Source organism: Pseudomonas sp. MYb2 (assembly GCF_002979955.1).
Taxonomy (GTDB): domain Bacteria; phylum Pseudomonadota; class Gammaproteobacteria; order Pseudomonadales; family Pseudomonadaceae; genus Aquipseudomonas.
Genome location: NZ_PCQC01000004.1, coordinates 211723 through 229607, shown reverse-complemented (window position 1 = coordinate 229607; position 17885 = coordinate 211723). Strand labels below are relative to the sequence as shown.

Below are 17885 nucleotides of genomic sequence, written 5' to 3'. Positions count from 1 at the left end.
GGTTAACGAGATAATCCCTTGGTCGGGGGTCTCGCCCCTGAAACTTCGTGTCACAATTTGCCATCTCCCTTGAGAGCACCCCATGGACACTTTGCAAAACATGCGCGCCTTCAGTTGTGTCGCCGAAGCCGGCAGCTTCACTGCCGCCGCCGTGCAACTCGACACCACCACCGCCAACGTCTCGCGCGCGGTCTCCAACCTGGAAGCCCACCTGCAAACCCGCTTGCTCAACCGCACCACGCGGCGCATCGCCCTCACCGAAGCGGGCAAACGCTACCTGCTGCGCTGCGAACAGATCCTCGCCTACGTCGAAGAGGCCGAAGCCGAAGCCAGCGACGCCCACGCGCGCCCGGCCGGGCAATTGAAAGTGCACACCATGACCGGCATCGGCCAGCACTTCGTCATCGACGCCATCGCCCGCTACCGCAAGACTCACCCGGATGTGACCTTCGACCTGACCCTGGCCAACCGCGTGCCGGACCTGCTCGACGAGGGCTACGACGTGTCCATCGTGCTCGCCAGCGAATTGCCGGACTCGGGCTTTGTCTCGCAACGCCTGGGCATCACCTACAGCATCGTCTGCGCCTCACCGGCCTACGTGAAAGCCAACGGCGCCGCGCAAAAGCCCAGCGACCTGCTCAACCACGCCTGCCTGCGCCTGGTCAGCCCGGTGATCCCCTTGGAGAAATGGGCCTTCGACGGCCCGGAAGGCCAGGAAATGGTCACCATCAACAGTTCGCCGTTTCTGGTGAACTCCGCCGACGCGATGAAAACCGCGATCACCAGTGGCATGGGCGTGGGCGTGTTGCCGGTGTATGCGGCGATTGAAGGCTTGCGCAACGGCACGCTGGTGCGGGTGATGCCGAACTACCGCTCGCAGGAATTGAACCTGTATGCGATCTACCCTTCGCGGCAGTACCTGGATGCGAAGATCAAAACGTGGGTCGAATACCTGCGCGGGTCGTTGCCAGAAATCCTCGCCGCACACCAAGCCGAACTGGCCGCCTACGAACTCAGCGGCAGCCTCGCCGGCGCCCGAGTCGCCAACTGACGTTTAAACACACCACGCCCCTGTAGGAGCTGCCGCAGGCTGCGATCTTTTGATCTTGCCGTTTAAAAATCAAAAGATCGTCCGAACGCGGCCCGAGCCTACGGCAGCTCCTACAGATTGAGGATTTCGCGGATGTTTCCGACAGGTCGCGTCGGTTGTCTGTCGGAAGTGAGGTGGATTGGCTTTGGGTGTCGCTGACGAATCAGCGACCGGGCTTGGTCGTCCGAATTATGAATGGAGCACTTCAAGGAGTTTCACCGTGCTCAATCCTGCTCAAAATCCATCTGCAAACGAAGATACCACCCCCTACGAATTCCCCGGCTCAAAAAGATTCCACGAAGCCGCCGAACGCGCCCTCGACCACTACCTCAAACCCAACGCACTCACCCTGCGCTTCCACAAACCCAGCACCATGTTCCAGGTCGCCCCGGAACAGGACAGCGAAAGCCTGCTGGTCCACGCCTGCGAATCCCTGGCACAGGCGAGCCTCATGACCAGCGACATCGCCGCCTACATCGACCTGCCGCAACGACGGACGATCCTGGCGATTCAGCAGATCATCATGCTGGCTGAACTGGCGGTGAACCGGGCGCTGGATAACCACGAAATAGCCCAACCCCCAACCCACAACTGATTCCCCTGTGGGAGCGAGCCTGCTCGCGAAGACGTCAGCACACTCGATATTTACGGCGTCTGACACACCGCTATCGCGAGCAGGCTCACTCCTACAGTTGGATTGAGTACATCTGGCAGGAACTGGTCGGCTGTCAGGCCGCCATCGCTGGCAAGCCAGGCTCCCACAGGAATTGTGTGCGGTCTGAAAGAAATGGGTCGGCTGTCAGGCCGCCTTCGCGAGCAAGCTCTACTCCTACAAAAAGCACAAGCAAGATCAAAGGATCGCAGCCTGCGGCAGCTCCTACACAGGATGAGCGCAAGCTCGACAAAGCTTTTGATCTTGATCCACGAGCGACGTCGGAAGGCTGAGTGGAGGGATTGATCCGGGGGTGGGAGCGCAGCGACCGTTTGGCGCAGCCAAACACAGCGAGAGGAGGTGCAGCGAAGCAAACCGTAGGCGCTGCCCCCGGATCGATCCCGGAGCGAAGGAACCCCGAGCCCCAGCGAGCGGGCCGCACGTAGGAGCAAGCCTTTTTGGTTACTTTTTCGGCGTCTGGAAAAAGTGACCCGCCGTAAGGGCGGAACCCTAAGCCGCCATCACCAAAAAAACGGATATACACCCAAACCCCAAGAACATGGTCGGCCCAAAGGCCGCCAAGCCCCCCGAGACAATCAAAGCGAGAAAATGTTAGCTTGCTTGCAATCAAGCCCGTCGAGCCCTCAGCAATGAAAAAGACTGTCCTGGCCTTCAGCCGCATCACCCCGCCAATGATCGAACGCCTGCAACAAGAGTTCGACGTCATCGTCCCCAACCCAAAAACCGGCGACATCAACGCCCAATTCAACGAAGCCCTGCCCCACGCCCACGGCCTCATCGGCGTCGGCCGCAAACTCGGCCAGGCCCAACTCGAAACCGCGACCAAACTCGAAGTGGTCTCAAGCGTCTCCGTCGGCTACGACAACTACGACCTCGACTACTTCAACCACCGCGGCATCATGCTCACCAACACCCCCGACGTCCTCACCGAAAGCACCGCTGATCTGGCTTTTGCACTGATCATGAGCAGCGCCCGCCGCGTCGCCGAACTCGACGCCTGGACCAAGGCCGGCCAATGGCAAGCCAGCGTCGGCGCCCCGCTGTTCGGCTGTGACGTACACGGCAAAACTCTCGGCATCATCGGCATGGGCAACATCGGTGCCGCCATCGCCCGCCGTGGCCACCTCGGCTTCAACATGCCGATCATCTACAGCGGCAACAGCCGCAAAACCGACCTTGAACAACAACTCGGCGCGCAATTTCGCAGCCTCGACCAACTGCTGGCTGAAGCCGACTTCGTCTGCCTGGTCGTGCCACTCAGCGACAAAACCCGCCACCTCATCAGCCACCGCGAATTGGCCTTGATGAAACCAAGCGCCATCCTCGTCAACATCTCCCGTGGCCCGGTCGTCGACGAACCCGCGCTGATCGAAGCCCTGCAAAACAACCGCATTCGCGGTGCCGGTCTGGACGTTTACGAAAAAGAACCGCTGGCCGAGTCGCCACTGTTCCAGTTGAAAAACGCCGTAACCCTGCCGCACATCGGCTCGGCCACGAATGAAACCCGCGAAGCCATGGCCAACCGTGCCCTCGCCAACCTGCGCAGCGCCTTGCTCGGCGAACGCCCGCAGGATCTGGTCAACCCGCAAGTCTGGCGCGGATGACAGAACGGGCAAGTACGACAGTACTTGCCCGTTTTATTAAAAAACACAATGAAACACACACCTTGTAATTGAACCCGAACCAAAACCCGAAACAACCGTTATAAACTCTCCTCAACTATCGAATTCACGACAATAAGTTATGGAGAGATTTAACCTTGAACAGCCTTAGCACCGACGAAATAGTACGATATAGTAAAGTCATCCTCATGGCACTTATAAGCTTTTTTGGAATTCTGGTGATGTTCAGCAACTTTACCGACTATGCTTCAAATTATGAGTATGTCGGCCATGTTCTGAGCATGGACACCAGTCTGAAAAACCCCAATATACGCTATCGGGCAATCACTTCCCCCATGCTGCACCACCGGATCTACTGGCTGATCATAACGCTGGAGGCGCTCTATACAAGTTTCTGCCTCGTGGGCACTTATCACCTTTACCGAAAAATAAAACAATCGGCAGCGGTTTTTCATGAAGCCAAAAAGTATGCGGTTATCGGTTTGTTGATCGCAATATTCATTTACTACTTCTGCCTGCAAGTCGTTGGCGTCGAATGGTTCGACATGGACAACTCGGAAATCTGGAACGCCAAGGACTGGGCAAGGCATATAGTCGACTTTATATTCCCGCTAATGATTTTTATCATTCTGAAGATCGAGCAGTGATAAATAAGCGCTCGATCTTCAAAGCGATCAGGCTAACTTTTCCTGCGCTGAAAGTTGCGCTGGCCGAGGCTTGCGAAATACCAACAAGTTACCCAGCATCACCAGTACCAGGCCGGCCAGTGCTGGCGCTGTCCACTGATAACCTTCAGCAAACGCAGAAACGTTCAGTGCCACCACCGGGAACAGCACCGTGCAATAGGCAGCCCGTTCCGGCCCCATGCGCCCGACCAGCGTCAGATAAGCGGTGAAGCCGATGACTGAACCCGGTATCACCAGATACAAAAGCGCCCCGACATAGCGTGATGACCAGTCCATGTCGAACGGAATACCTTTGACCAGGCACCACAGCGATAACATCGCAGCACCGTAGGCCATGCCCCAGGCATTGGTGGTCAGCGGCTTGAGGCCGGCCTTCTGTTGCAGGCTCGAGAGCATGTTGCCCGCCGAGAAACACAGCGTGCCGCACAGCGCCAGACCGAGACCGAACAAGGTTTGCGGGGTAGCCTGATGCCCGGCCAGTTCCGGCCAGAACAACATGCCGAGGCCAGACAGCCCCAGCGCACCGCCCATCAGCACATTGCGCGCAATACGCTGAGCGAAGAACACCCGCGCATTCAGCGCGTTCCACAATGTCGCGGTGGAAAACACCACTGCTACCAGGCCGCTGGGAATCCACTGACTGGCCGTCAGGAAACACATGAAGTTCACGCAGAACAGGCACAACCCCTGCGCGACACAGATCAGGTGACCGCGCCGGTTCATCGGTTGCAGACGCCGACTGAGCAGCAGCAATGCAAACAGCACCAGTGCAGCGAGGCCGAAGCGATAAACGATCGACACCGCAATCGCCACCACGCCCAGTTGCCATTTCAGGGCAATCCAGGTGGTGCCCCAGATCAGCACGGTCAGCAGATACAACGAAAGATTCATGACAGAGGCTCCTCGATAGGCCTTGAGTGTCGACTGCATCTGCCAGACTGCGCTTGCACAATCTTGCGCTTTTGTCGCCCGCCGGGCTGGCAGGGCGGCGCCTACGGAGTAGGATGCAAGGCGTTGGAGAGAAACGATCATGTCCGCCATCGATACCCTGCAAGTCTTTCAGGCACTTAACCGTTCGCCCAATGCACGTCTCGTGCATAGCGCCGAACTCGGTGACGGTTTGTCTGCGGCCCTGTGGACCAATCACCATGACGCCCAGGAATACGAGGCGCCGAGTCATCACACTCTTTCCTGCTATATCGCGGGCGGCACCGGCACCTTTCGTCGCGGGCAACCGGGGCACAAAGGCGGGCCGGACAAGTTGTGCATTCTGCCGGCGGATCACCAGTCCGGCTGGGTGATCAACGGCGATATTCGCCTCGCGCACCTGTATTTCAGCGCCGAACAATTTGCCCTGGGTTGCGTCACGCTGCTGGATCGCGAGCCACGGGAAATGCAATTGCGTGAACAGACCTTTCTTGAAGACCCGCAGCAGGCGCAGCGCTTTCGCCAGTTGCTGACGTTGAACTGGGATGAGCCCGCGGAACGTTTGCTGACCAGCAGCCTCGCCCATGAACTGCTCAGCCACACGCTGCTCAGCCAGGTCGGTGCTCGTCAGGGCTTGCGGCTAAAGGGCGGCCTGGCGCCGCATCAGCGCCGGCAATTGGTGGAGTTCATCGACAGTCAGTTGGCCGAACCGATCAGCCTCGGACAACTGGCCGGGATGTGTGCGTTGTCGGAATACCACTTTGCGCGGATGTTCCGTACGAGCTTCGGCCTGCCACCGCATCAATACGTGCTGGCGCGGCGCTTGAGCCGGGCGCGGGAGTTGTTGCGCAGCACTTCGCTGCCGTTGGGGGAGATTGCGCTGGCGTGCGGGTTTGCCAGCGCGAGTCATTTCACTAATCGGTTCAAGCAGGTTCTGGGCGGGACGCCGGGCGAATATCGGCTGGCGTTTTTGCGTTGAAGCCTTTTCCCCTCACCCCAGCCCTCTCCCTGAGGGAGAGGGAGCCGACCGAGGTGTCTGGCGCTATACGTCGACCTGAAACACCGAAGCGATTATGTATTCAAAGCATCACGTTCAAGTCGGTGTACCTTTGGAATATCCCCCGGTCAGTCCCCTCTCCCTCGGGGAGAGGGTTAGGCGGGCGGCGTTCCGATGAGGGGTTTTTGATCTTGGCTTAAAACTCCAAAGTGCTGGACAGCGAAACCTGCCGCGAATCGCCCATCGACACGAAGAACCGGCTCGCCGCCGAGGTGTAGTAAGTGCGATCAAACAAGTTCTTCACATTGAGCTGAAACTTGACCTTCTGCCCTTCAACCTTGGTGTCGTAAGTGGCGAACGCATCGGCCACGGTGTAGCTCGGCAGATCAAAATCATTCACCGCGTTACCGGCACGCTCACCGACATAACGAGCGCCAGCGCCAACGCGTAGCTGATCACCGCCGATCACGCTGCCGAAGTCATACACCGCCGACAATGAACCGGAATTCTTCGCCACATTCTGCAAACGCTTGCCTTTGTAGTCCGGGTCTTCGGTGACTTCGGCATCGGTGTAGGCGTAGCTGCCGATCATGCTCCAGTGCTCGCTCAACTGACCGGTCAGATCCATTTCCAGACCACGGGAGCGCACTTCGCCGGCCGCACTGTAGATCGTCGTCGGGCCTTCGGAATTGGCCACCAGCACGTTGCGTTTCTTGATGTCGAACAGCGCGATGTTGCCGGTGATTTGTCCCGGCATATCGAGGCGCGCGCCCAGCTCCCATGACTTGGCTTCTTCCGGTGCAATGCTGCCGTCGAGCACGGTGCTGCTGCCGCTCAACGGGGCGATGGTCGAGTTGGGTTTGAACGATTCGGTGTAGCTGCCGTAGAACGACAAGGCGTCGGTGTAGCGATACACCAGACCGGCGCGTGGCACCCACTTCTGGCCGTTGCTGTCGGTGTTGGCCTTGAACGGCACGCCTTTGCCTGCGTACTGGTCGTACTCCTGAAAGCGCCCGCCAGCGACCAGAATCCACTGGTCGGTGAGGTGGATCGAGTCCTGCAGGAAGATCGAATCGCTGCGCAGTTCATCGGTCTGCGCGCTGTCGGCGGCACTGACGGTGGTGCCTTCGACTTCACGGCCATACACCGGACTGACGTAGCTGAAAGTGCTCAGGCTTTTCTGGCGGATCAGGTCGGCACGGTAGATCTTGCGATATTCGTCGTCGACGCCGAACACCAGGTCATGCTGCAGGCCCAGCACGTTGACTTTGCCTTCAAGGCTGGCGGTGGTGAAACGGTCGGTGCTGATCGCGCCTTGGGTGCCGTCCATGCTGCGGGTCAGTGTGCCGTTTTTGGTGTTGATGGCGGTGACACGCACCTGGCTGGCGTCGTAGGTTTCACGGTTCCAGCTGTAGCCGAAGTGGGCTTTCCAGTCGTCGTTGAGTTCGTGGTCAGCTTCGAAATGGTAGAGGTCGGAACGCCCTTCCATGTCGTTGAACGGCTCGTCCAGACGCTCGTTGCGCGAGATATCCAGCGGATGATTGGTGCGCGGATCGATCAGCGTGCCACGGTCGAACGGCGTGAGGAATTCACGGTGTTCGTAAGCGAACAGCAGCTTGGTGCTTTCGCCGAACCAGGCCAGCGACGGCGCGATCAGGGTTTCGCGATGGGTGCCGAAATTGCGCCAGTAATCTTCGTCTTCATGATCAAGCACCATGCGATAGGCCAAACCGGTATCGCCCAGTGCACCGGTGCTGTCGAAGGTGCCGCCACTGCCATTCTTGCCGTCGCCGTAGGTCGAGCCACGCAAGGTCAGCGCGTTGTACGGCGTCAGTTCGGGTTTCTTGCTGACCATATTGACCACGCCGCCCGGGTCCTGAATGCCATAGAGCAACGAGGCCGGCCCCTTGAGCACTTCGACGCGATCGACCGTGGCGTTCATGCCACGGCCCTGCACGATCGGCATGCCGTCGCGCATGATCGAACCGTTACGGTTGTCACCGAAGCCGCGCGTCATCACCGAGTCTTGCGTGCTGCCGAGCGTGTTGCCTTGAGTGATGCCACTGACGTTGGCCAGCGCATCGTCGAGATTGCGCGGGGCCTGATCGCGGATGACCTGTGCCGCAATCACGTTGACTGTCTGCGGGACTTCCTGCAGCGAGGCCGAGGAACGCATCACCGAGCTGGTTTCCGGTGGCTGATAGCTCATTGAGTCGTTGCGCAACGAGGTTATGGTGGTGGCGCCAAGGTTCAGCGCGCCTTCAGTCGGTTTCGGTTCCAGCGCCAAGGTATGGCTGTCGGTGCGGCGGAAGCTCAGGCCCGAGCCGCTGAGCAGGCGCTGCAACGCCTGTTCGGCGTTCATCTGGCCGTTGACCGCCGGTGCAGTGAGGCCGTACGGCGCTTCATCGGTGTAGACCACGCTCTGCCCGGTGACACGACTGAAGTCGCTGAGGGCTTGGGGAAGCGGTTTGGCGGCCAAGGCGAAATTGAACTGTTTTTGCGTCTGACTGCTGGCCGCTTCAGCGGCGAGCGTCATGCTCGTCGGCAACAACGCCAATGCCGAAAAACTCAACGCCGACACGCCCAACCACTGTTTGACCGAACCCGATTTTGCCCTGGACTTCATTGCTCAATGACCTGTGTAGAACCGCTACGGATGCGAATGGATCGCAGTTTCAGTCACTACACGGATGGGGCAGATGTTTACCTCACCAACATTTGAAAATTATTTTTTGTGGTGTTCGATCGGGCGCCATCGCGAGCAGGCTCACTCCTACATTTGGAATGCGTTCCCCTGTAGGAGTGAGCCTGCTCGCGATGGCTTTAGCCGCCTCAACGCAAAATAATCAGATGCCCCAACACCTGATGCTGCTCAAACCCCATCACTCCCTGCAGGGAACTGAGCACCGCCTGTGGATCCTTGCTCGGAAAACTGCCACTGACCTTGCGCGCCGCCAACTCGTCGTTGAGCACAACAATCCGCCCCGGGTAATAACGCCGCAGATCTTCAACCACCTCGGCCAGCGTCGATTTGTAATACGTCAGCCAGCCCTGGCGCCAAGCCAGTTGCGCCTCACTGTCCGTCGCGTGAAGTTTTTCCGCCGCGCCGTCACCGTAAGCCACCTGCTGCCCGGCCGTGAGAATCTGCTGTTCGCCTTGACGATCGGCCTTTACCCCAACGCGCCCGGACAGCACCGTGACCTGCGCGCCGTGTGGCTGCAGGCGCACTTCGAATTGCGTACCGAGCACCCGCGCCTCGCCCTGCTCGGCCTCGACCACAAACGGATCACCGGTGTGCGTCACGCTGAAAAAACCGGCACCGCGACGCAGCTGCACATGCCGCTCGCCGTGACTGAAATCCACGGCAATGGCGCTGTCGGCATCGAGCGTGACTTGCGATTGATCGGCCAGGGTCACCGTACGAATTTCACCGGGGGCCGAGACGTAATCCGCGCCGAGATCTTCGACCCAACGCTGCGGCTGCCAGCCCGTACCGAGGCTGACCATCAACAGCAGACACGCCGCCATCGCCAGCGCTGCGGACCAACGCAACAGCGGCGAACGACGCGGGCGCGCCATCGCATCGAGATAGCCCTGCAACGCCAACGCCTCTTCAGCGGCCAGTGTCTGCGCCGGACCTTCGCTCAATTCCCAGAGCACTTGCGCCTGCGCGTATGCCTCGGCGTGGGCCGGATCGGCGCGCAGCCATTGGCTGAATGTCAATTGATCGCCAGCACTCGGACGATCGTGCAACAGGCTCAGCCAGGCCAGTGCGGCCTGCTCCTGAGCGGGCGTCGGACGGATGCAATCGGTGTGCTTCACGGTGCTTTCCCTGGCGGACGTGGCGCGGGTTCGCGCAGGCTGGCCTTGCAGGCCTCGAGGGCGCGCATCATATGTTTTTCCACAGCACTTTGGGAAAGGCCCATGGCTTTGGCGATTTGCGCGTACTTGCGACCGTGGATGCGATTGAGCAAAAAGATCTGTCGAGTACGCTCGGGCAACGCACGCAACGCCGCTTCGACATGGCGCAAATCGTTGCCCGCTTCCAGCGCGGCTTGCGGCTCGCTGCCGTGGCTGTGCGGTTCGTCCGGTTGCCAGCCTTCATTGACCCGTGTGCGCGTGCCTTCGCTGCGCAGATGGTCGATGGCAATGTTGCCGGCACAGCGCAAAAGGTAGGTGCTGAGTTCTTCGACCTGCACCAGCGGCCGTCGCCAGAAGCGCAGAAACAGGTCCTGCACCAGATCCGCCGCCGTCGCCCGGCAACCGACGCGCCGGCTCACCAGCGCTTCCATTTGCGAACGCTGGGACAGAAAAACCTGGAGAAAATGCGCACGTGCGCCACGCGGCTCGTCGTCGCGCGATTCTGGCGGCAGACCGATCAGCACCTCAGCATTGCGCCCAGGCCGCGACCGGACTGGCCAACAGGCTCAATCCGGCCAGTGCCAAGGCCAAACGCGGGCGATACGGCAGCAGCAACACCAAGGCCAGCGCACTGAGCATCAGCACGGCGAACCAGTCGACCAGACCGAAGCTCAAGCCGTTGGCCTTCACCGCTGCCGCGAGCGACAAGCACAGCAACAACCATCCGCCGATTTTCAGGCCTTGGCGACGACGCTCAGAAGGCTTCTGCCCGAGCAGTTCATCGTGGTGCCGAGGCATCGACAGGCACAACGCGGTGAATCCGGCGTAGGTGAGCAACAAAGGCAACAGCATCAGTTCGCCCCTTGCTCAAGGATGATCGGCGCAGCCTTTTCGCGACGGGGCTTTTTGGCGCTGGCGGTGTTTGCGGCGCGCTGCATTTTCCACCCAGCCCACGCCAGGAAGAGACCTGTTGCGACGCACGTCAGATCAAAACCGGCCAAGGTCCAATCGCCCTGCATCAGGGTTGCAGCAAGGTTCCACGGCGTGGTCAGCGCATTGACAAGCGGCACCGCGACGAACAGTGCAGCGCCCAGCACAAGCTGTTCAATCCAGGCCTTGCGCCCCGGACGCCACAACGCGTGCACCACACTCAAACCCCAAGCGATGAAGAACGCATTCACTTCCCAATCCGCACGTCCGGCAAGGCTCACCGGCAACAGACGATTGGCCAGAAAGAACACCGCCACCGCCGAAACCAGCCCGGCCATGCTGGCGATGTTCAGCACTTCCACCATTCGCAACTCGAACGGCATCACACCGCTCTTGGCGTGTTTGAGTTGACGCTTGCCGAGCCAGATCACCAGCCCGGTGCCGATCATTGCCGTCCCGGCCAGGCCACAGATGAAGTACAGCCAGCGCAAAACCGGGCCGGCGAAATGGCCCATGTGCAAACCATAGAACGCGCCGCCGACGGCCATCGCCACCGGTTGTTCCGGTGTGCTGCCGAGCCGCTCGCCGGTGACGCCGTTGAAGGTCACGGCGCTGCCGAAATCATGCACCACGCGATCACTGGCGCGTGACAGCACCACGCTGGCATTGGCGTCGCCCGGATTGTTCACTGACAGGCGTGCGGTGGCGCCACCCGACCATTGCTCGCTGGCCTTGGCCAACAGCGGCGCCATCGGCGCGAGTGTTGCGCTCACGTTGGCCCGCTCGGGAGTCTTCGAGGCGGGAAATACTTCGTCGTAGAACTTGCGCACGTCGCTGCCGTAAGACGCGACGATGCTCGCCGGCATGACCATCGACATGAAAATCACCAGGCTGCTGTAAGTGATCATCAAGTGAAACGGCAGCACCAGCACGCCGACGGCGTTATGCCCGTCGAGCCAGGAACGCTGGCCTTTACGCGGGCGGAAGGTGAAGAAGTCCTTGAAGATTTTCTTGTGGGTGATGATGCCGGTGATCAGCGCGACGAACATCACCATCGCAGCGATGGTCGCCAGCCAGCGGCCCCACGGGTAAGGCATCTGCAACTGAAAGTGGAAGCGGTAGAAAAACTCGCCGCCCATGCTTTCTCGGCCCTGCACTTCGGTGCCGGTTTGTGCGTCGAGGGTTTTCGATTCGAAGCGCCCGCGCTCGCCGGGATTGGCCGGCGCTTGCTGCCAGCGCACGGTCAGCCCGGGATCGCGGGCATCAGGCATATCGATCAGCCAGCGTGAGGCGCCAGCGGCATGTTGCTGCAGATAATCCTGGGCCAGGGTCAGGCTCGTCTCGGCACTCACCGAGCGCGCCGGGATTTCCGGCTGCATCCAGTGGCTGATTTCATCTTTGAAATAGGCCAGCGTCCCGGTCAGAAAAATCGCAAACAGCAACCAGCCGAACAGCAATCCGGTCCAGGTGTGCAGCCAGGCCATCGCCTGACGGAAACCTTCTTTCATGCCAGCCCCAATCCACGTGCAGCACCGGAAATGGTCGCCAGAATCACGCTCGGCACCAACAAACCGACCCACGCCGACCATGCGGTGCGGCATGCGAAACACCACAGTACGGCGACCAGATAGACCAGAAACGAAATGGTCATGCCGGTGACCACGGCTTCAGCGCGGCTCAACGGCAACCACAATGTCAGGGTGACGCTGGCCAGCGCGGCAACCAGATAGCCGCCGAACACCGCCGCCAATACTCGCGAGGTGACCGCCAGACGGTAGGACATGGGAAGTGTGGCGAGTTTGCCTTTCATGTTTCGACCCTGAAACGAAAAACGTCCGGCCGATGTGCCGGACTGCTAGGCGAGCAATATTAATGATAAATATTCTCATATGCAAAAGCATCTGATTGCCGGCTGAGCGCTTCACCCCCTACAATGCGAACAGTTCTTGTTCTCTAACGTACTCTCTACCGCGTCAAGAAAGCGCCCGGAGTTCACCGTTGTCGTCCGCCCACCCCGTCGAATCGCTCTATCAGGCTCATCACAGCTGGCTGACTGGCTGGCTGCGGCGCAAACTCGGCTGCCCGGACAGCGCAGCGGACCTGGCGCAGGACACGTTCATCAAGCTGCTGACCGCCCGCGAGCCACCGGTGATCAACGAGCCGCGCGCCTTCCTCACCACGCTGGCGAAGCGCGTTCTGTTCAATCATTACCGCCGGCAAGACCTCGAACGCGCTTATCTCGATACCTTGGCGCAGATGCCGGAGATGGTCGCGCCGTCGGAAGAAGACAAAGCGATCATCCTGCAAACCCTGATGGAGCTGGATCAATTGCTTGACGGCTTGCCGCGTCAGGTCAAACGCGCCTTTCTGCTGGCGCAGGTCGATGGCCTGACCTATCCACAGATCGCTGCGGAACTCGGCATTTGCGTGGCCACGGTCAAACGGCATCTGAACAAAGCGGCGATGCGTTGCTACTTCGCCCTATGAACCGCGCCCCGGATTTCTCTTCGCAAGTGGCCGAACAGGCCGTGCACTGGCTGATGGAAATGCAGCAAGGCGCACTCACCCCGCGTCAGCAACAGGCCTGGCAACAATGGCTGGACGCGCACAGCGAACATCAGCGCGCATGGGAACACATTCAACGGGTCAACCAGCGCTTGCGCGGTGTGTCTTCACCGTTGGCGCATGCGGCGCTGAACGGGCCGAAGTCGGGTAGCCGTCGTCAGGCGCTCAAGCTGCTGCTGATTCTTGGCGCCGGCTCAGCCGTCACCTGGAGCGTGCGCGAACACAACCCGCTGCCGTCAATGCTCGCCGATTACCGCAGTCCGGTCGGCCAGCGGCGCAAAGTGGCGCTCGGTGCTGGCGATCAGTTGCAGCTCAACACCGCCAGTGCGGTGGATGTGAACACTTCAGCACGCCTGATTCGTCTGCTCGAAGGCGAAATCCTCCTGACTGCCGCGCAATCCTTCGAAGTGCGCACGGCGCAGGGCACGCTGAAAACCCACGGTGCACGTCTCAACGTGCGCCAGTTTGCCGATCGTACGCAGGTCGCGCTGTTCGACGGTCGCGTCGAACTGAGCAGCAATGGACGCGCGCCAATGTTGCTGCCGGTCGCGCGCGAATCGAGTTTCACCTCGACATCCGTCAGCGCAGCAAAACCGCTGAATGCCAACAGCGGCGCCTGGGCCGACGGCATGCTGGTCGCGGCGCACATGCGCCTCGGCGACTTCCTTGATGAACTCGGCCGTTACCGTCGCGGGCAGCTCAATTGCGATAAAACAGTCGCCGATCTGTTGATCTCCGGGACGTATCCGCTGGACGACAGTGAGCGAATTCTCGATCTGCTGGAAATCAGCTTGCCGGTGAAAGTGAAGCGCTTCACCCGCTACTGGGTGACCGTCGAAGCGCGGGTTTAAAAAGCAAGATCAAGAGATCGCAGCCTTCGGCAGCTCCTACATTTGGAATGCATATTTCCGGTAGGAGCGGCCGAAGGCTGCGATCTTTTGATCATTGAAAAATAAATGAGCCGTTTTTCGGATCTGGCGTGACAGAGAAGGAAAGCCCCCTTGATTCAACCTTCTCAGGATCATCCGACATGCACCCCACCCGCCTCACGCCAATGGCTCGCAGCCTGCGCAACCTCGTCTTCGGCGCCAGCCTGAGTTTCAGTGCCATGCCTGCCGCACTGGCCGCCGATGCCAAGGCTTATCACATCGCGCCATCGTCGCTGGAAAGTGCGCTCAACCAGTTTGGCCGAGAAGCGGGTGTGCTGATTTCTTTTGGCTCGCAAGTCACCAACGGCGTGCAAAGCCGTGGCCTGGAAGGCAGCTACACAGCCGAGCAAGGTTTGAATGCATTGCTCGAGGGCACCGGCCTGCAAGCACGCGCCGAGGGCAATAACGCCTTCAGCCTGCAATCGGCGGGCGATGCGGCGCTGGAGCTGGACACCTCGAAAGTCGTCGGTGACTGGCTCGGCGACGCGGCGCAGATCAACGTCTTCGAACATCCTGGTGCCCGTGACGTGATCCGCCGCGAAGAATTCGAACGCCAGGGGGCGACCCAGGCCCGCGACGTGCTCAACCGTATCCCCGGCGTCAACGCCCCGGAAAACAACGGCACCGGCAGCCACGACATGGCACTCAACTTCGGTATTCGTGGATTGAACCCGCGTCTGGCTGCACGTTCGACGGTGTTGATGGACGGCATCCCGGTGCCGTTCGCACCTTACGGTCAGCCACAGTTGTCGTTCGCACCGATCAGCATGGGCAACATGGATGCCGTCGACGTCGTACGCGGCGGCGGCGCTGTGCGCTATGGCCCACAGAACGTCGGCGGCGTGGTCAACTTCGTGACACGCGCCATCCCGGATGAGCCGACGGTCAAGGGCGGCTTCCAGACCGAAACCAGTCCATCGTCGAGCCATGACGGCTTCAAGACCAGCGCCAACCTGCTGGCCGGCGGCACCAATGCCAACGGTCTCGGCGGCGCCCTGCTGTACTCCGGCACGCGTGGCGGTGACTGGCGTGAACACAGCGACACCGAGATCGACGACCTGATCCTCAAGGGTAAATATCAGCTCGACGAGGCCAACAGCTTCAACGCCATGGCCCAGTATTACGAAGGCAAGGCCGACATGCCCGGCGGCCTGAATGTCGCCGATTACGACGCCGATCCCTATCAATCGACGCGCCTCAAAGATCAGTTCTGGGGCCGCCGCACCCTGTTCAACTTTGGCTATCGCTATCAGGAAGATCGCCGCGAGTTCACCGCCAACACGTTCTTCACCAAAACCCTGCGCAGCGGTTATCTGGATCAGGGCACATTCCTTTCGCTGTCGCCGCGCGAGTATTGGGTACGCGGCCTGGAAACCCGTTTCGCCCAAGGCTTCGACCTCGGTCCGACCAGTCATGAAGTCGGCGTCGGCTACCGCTACATCAACGAAGCCGGCCACGAACTGCGGTACCGCACGCCGATCGCCAGCAATGAATACCCGACCACCAACAGCCGCAATGACCGCGACACCCGCGGCGGCACCGAGGCCAATGCGTTCTTCGTCGATGACCGCATCGACATCGGCAAATGGACGATCACCCCGGGCGTGCGCTACGAGATGATCGACTCGCAGCAGACCAACAACCTGACCAACGTCAAATACAAGGGCGACTACAACACCGCGCTGCCGGCGCTGAACGTGCTCTATCACCTGACCGACAGCTGGAACCTGTACGCCAACACCGAAGGTTCGTTCGGCAGCGTGCAGTACAGCCAGATGCCCAACCGCGTGAGCAGCGGCGAAGTGAAACCGGAAAAGGCCCGCACCTGGGAGCTCGGCACGCGCTATGACAACGGCGCGTTGCGGGCAGAGATTGGCGCATTCCTGATCAACTTCGACAATCAGTACGAAAGCAACCAGACCAACGACTCGGTGATCGCCCGTGGCGAAACTCGCCATCAAGGCATCGAGACCAGCGTCAACTACGCGCTGGATGACTTGAGCCCGGCGCTGGCCGGTTTCGATGTCTACGCCACTTACGCCTACGTTGACGCGACCATCCGCGAAGACGGGCCGAACAAAGGCAATCGCGTGCCGTTTTCTTCGAAGCACAAAGGCACGCTTGGCGTCGGATACACCGAAGGGCCGTGGAAGTTGAACCTCGACAGCAGCTTCCAGAGCGACCAGTTCGCCGACAACGCCAACACTTCGAAAGAAAGCGCCGACGGCAGCACCGGCAAGATCCCCGGTTACATGCTGTTCAGCAGCCGCGCGGGGTATGACTTCGGGCCGCAGCTGGCGGATCTGAATGTCGCGGTGGGGGTGAAAAACATCTTCAACACGCAGTACTTCACGCGTTCGTTTGATGACAACAACAAGGGCAAGTATGTGGGGGAGCCTCGGACGGTTTATGTGCAGACTTCTGTGGCGTTCTGAGGATTGAAAAGCCCCTCATCGGAACGCCGCCCGCCTAGCCCTCCCGAAACGTCGGACCGCCCAGAGGGAGAGGGGACTGATTGGGGGATGCTTGCGAGCTACGCCGACCTGAACGTGCTGTGCCGAATCCATAATCGACTCGACCTGAAACCGCTTTGCCGAATCTATAATCGACTCGGTCTTCAGGTCGATGTACCCCGCAAGACACCTCGGTCGGCCCCCTCTCCCTCCGGGCGGTCCGACGTTTCGGGAGGGCTGGGGTGAGGGTCAGCAGGTCAGCGGGTCTTGGTCTAAAGTAAAACTTCAAACCAACTTCACAAGGATCGTGAAGCATGCAAACTCGCCCTACCCTCGCCCAATTCGCTCGCCATCTACGCGTCAATCAAACCGACTGCGAACACCTGCTGTGGCAAAAACTCCGCTCCCGCCAGATCGCCAATCTGAAATTTCGCCGGCAGTTTCCCTGTCCGCCCTATGTGCTGGACTTTTACTGTGCCGAGCTGAAATTGGCGATTGAACTGGACGGTGGTCAGCACTATGAAACGTCGGGACTGATTCATGACCAGCGCCGGACACGCTATCTGAACCAAAAGGGCATTGAAGTCGTGCGCTTCAGTAATCTTGAGATGATCCAGCAGATGGACGATGTGCTAGAGCAAATCATAAGAATTGCGGCGAATCGAAAAATGCCCTCACCCTAACCCTCTCCCAGAGGGAGAGGGGACTGACCGGGGGATGCTTTAGAAATGCATCGACCTGAACGTATTGGACCGAATCCATAATCGACTCGGTCTCTCAAGTCGACGTACCTCTTCAGACACCTCGGTCGGCCCCCTCTCCCGGAGAGAGGGGGTACTGATGGCGGGATGCTTCAGAAATAAACCTGAAAGTACATCACCCGAATCCATAATCGACTCGGTCTCTCAGGTCGACGTACCTCTTCAGACACCTCGGTCGGCCCTCTCCCGGAGAGAGGGGGTACTGATGGCGGGATGCTTCAGAAATTCATAAACCTGAAAGTACATCAGCCGAATCCATAATCGACTCCGTCTTTTCAGGTCAACGTACCTCTTCAGACACCTCGGTCGGCCCCCTCTCCCGGAGAGAGGGGGCACTGATGGCGGGATGCTTCAGAAATTCATAAACCTGAAAGTACATCACCCGAATCCA

General features: G+C 59.8%; 16 protein-coding genes. 9 read left to right on the top strand and 7 right to left on the bottom strand.

Annotated features, from left to right (window positions below):
- Window positions 1-82 precede the first annotated feature (82 nt).
- From CQ009_RS08445 to CQ009_RS08425, 4 genes are all read left to right on the top strand, one after another.
- Entirely contained in the window at window positions 83-1051 is a 969-nt protein-coding gene (locus CQ009_RS08445) for a LysR family transcriptional regulator (protein ID WP_007914118.1), read from the top strand.
- Between the two features lie 259 nt (window positions 1052-1310).
- Complete coding sequence (locus CQ009_RS08440) at window positions 1311-1685, top strand: DUF6124 family protein (protein ID WP_105705557.1); 375 nt, start codon at window positions 1311-1313, stop codon at window positions 1683-1685.
- Between the two features lie 707 nt (window positions 1686-2392).
- Window positions 2393-3367, top strand: coding sequence for a D-glycerate dehydrogenase (locus CQ009_RS08430; protein WP_105705555.1), 975 nt, complete (start codon window positions 2393-2395; stop codon window positions 3365-3367).
- A 155-nt stretch (window positions 3368-3522) separates the two neighbouring features.
- Complete coding sequence (locus tag CQ009_RS08425) at window positions 3523-4032, top strand: DUF2165 family protein (protein ID WP_064387942.1); 510 nt, start codon at window positions 3523-3525, stop codon at window positions 4030-4032.
- A 27-nt stretch (window positions 4033-4059) separates the two neighbouring features.
- Here CQ009_RS08425 and CQ009_RS08420 read toward each other — a convergent pair whose 3' ends face one another.
- A complete protein-coding gene (locus CQ009_RS08420; RefSeq protein WP_064387943.1) occupies window positions 4060-4962 on the bottom strand; it encodes a DMT family transporter in 903 nt (300 codons plus the stop codon).
- Between the two features lie 139 nt (window positions 4963-5101).
- Between CQ009_RS08420 and CQ009_RS08415 the strand changes: the two genes are divergently transcribed.
- Window positions 5102-5977 carry an AraC family transcriptional regulator gene (locus CQ009_RS08415; RefSeq protein WP_064387944.1) on the top strand — a complete coding sequence of 292 codons (876 nt, stop codon included), beginning with the start codon at window positions 5102-5104 and terminating at the stop codon, window positions 5975-5977.
- 214 nt (window positions 5978-6191) lie between these two features.
- Here the strand turns inward: CQ009_RS08415 and CQ009_RS08410 are convergent, their stop codons facing one another.
- The 6 genes from CQ009_RS08410 to CQ009_RS08385 all read right to left on the bottom strand — a co-directional run bounded on the left by CQ009_RS08410 (window position 6192) and on the right by CQ009_RS08385 (window position 12596).
- Complete coding sequence (locus CQ009_RS08410) at window positions 6192-8621, bottom strand: TonB-dependent receptor (RefSeq protein WP_105705553.1); 2430 nt, start codon at window positions 8619-8621, stop codon at window positions 6192-6194.
- A gap of 206 nt (window positions 8622-8827) precedes the next feature.
- On the bottom strand, window positions 8828-9817 hold the full coding sequence (locus CQ009_RS08405) for a FecR family protein (protein WP_105705551.1): 990 nt from the start codon (window positions 9815-9817) through the stop codon (window positions 8828-8830).
- On the bottom strand, window positions 9814-10380 hold the full coding sequence (locus CQ009_RS08400) for an RNA polymerase sigma factor (RefSeq protein ID WP_105705549.1): 567 nt from the start codon (window positions 10378-10380) through the stop codon (window positions 9814-9816). The genes CQ009_RS08405 and CQ009_RS08400 overlap by 4 nt, the downstream gene beginning before the upstream one ends.
- 1 nt (window position 10381) lies before the next feature.
- Window positions 10382-10708: a DUF3325 domain-containing protein gene (locus CQ009_RS08395; RefSeq protein WP_105705547.1), complete on the bottom strand. Its 327-nt coding sequence runs from the start codon at window positions 10706-10708 to the stop codon at window positions 10382-10384.
- Window positions 10708-12294 carry a PepSY domain-containing protein gene (locus tag CQ009_RS08390; protein WP_105705545.1) on the bottom strand — a complete coding sequence of 529 codons (1587 nt, stop codon included), beginning with the start codon at window positions 12292-12294 and terminating at the stop codon, window positions 10708-10710. The genes CQ009_RS08395 and CQ009_RS08390 overlap by 1 nt, the downstream gene beginning before the upstream one ends.
- Window positions 12291-12596, bottom strand: coding sequence for a DUF3649 domain-containing protein (locus CQ009_RS08385; RefSeq protein ID WP_016986986.1), 306 nt, complete (start codon window positions 12594-12596; stop codon window positions 12291-12293). The genes CQ009_RS08390 and CQ009_RS08385 overlap by 4 nt, the downstream gene beginning before the upstream one ends.
- Window positions 12597-12784: 188 nt before the next feature.
- Here CQ009_RS08385 and CQ009_RS08380 point away from each other — a divergent pair, with 188 nt between their 5' ends.
- The 4 genes from CQ009_RS08380 to CQ009_RS08365 all read left to right on the top strand — a co-directional run bounded on the left by CQ009_RS08380 (window position 12785) and on the right by CQ009_RS08365 (window position 17416).
- Window positions 12785-13273 carry a sigma-70 family RNA polymerase sigma factor gene (locus tag CQ009_RS08380; protein WP_064387950.1) on the top strand — a complete coding sequence of 163 codons (489 nt, stop codon included), beginning with the start codon at window positions 12785-12787 and terminating at the stop codon, window positions 13271-13273.
- A complete protein-coding gene (locus tag CQ009_RS08375; protein WP_105705542.1) occupies window positions 13270-14202 on the top strand; it encodes a FecR domain-containing protein in 933 nt (310 codons plus the stop codon). The genes CQ009_RS08380 and CQ009_RS08375 overlap by 4 nt, the downstream gene beginning before the upstream one ends.
- Before the next feature lie 179 nt (window positions 14203-14381).
- A complete protein-coding gene (gene fecA / locus CQ009_RS08370) occupies window positions 14382-16715 on the top strand; it encodes a TonB-dependent Fe(3+) dicitrate receptor FecA (RefSeq protein WP_105705540.1) in 2334 nt (777 codons plus the stop codon).
- Window positions 16716-17047: 332 nt separating this feature from the next.
- Window positions 17048-17416, top strand: a complete 369-nt coding sequence (locus CQ009_RS08365) for an endonuclease domain-containing protein (RefSeq protein ID WP_064387953.1) — start codon at window positions 17048-17050, stop codon at window positions 17414-17416.
- The last annotated feature ends 469 nt before the right edge of the window (window positions 17417-17885 follow it).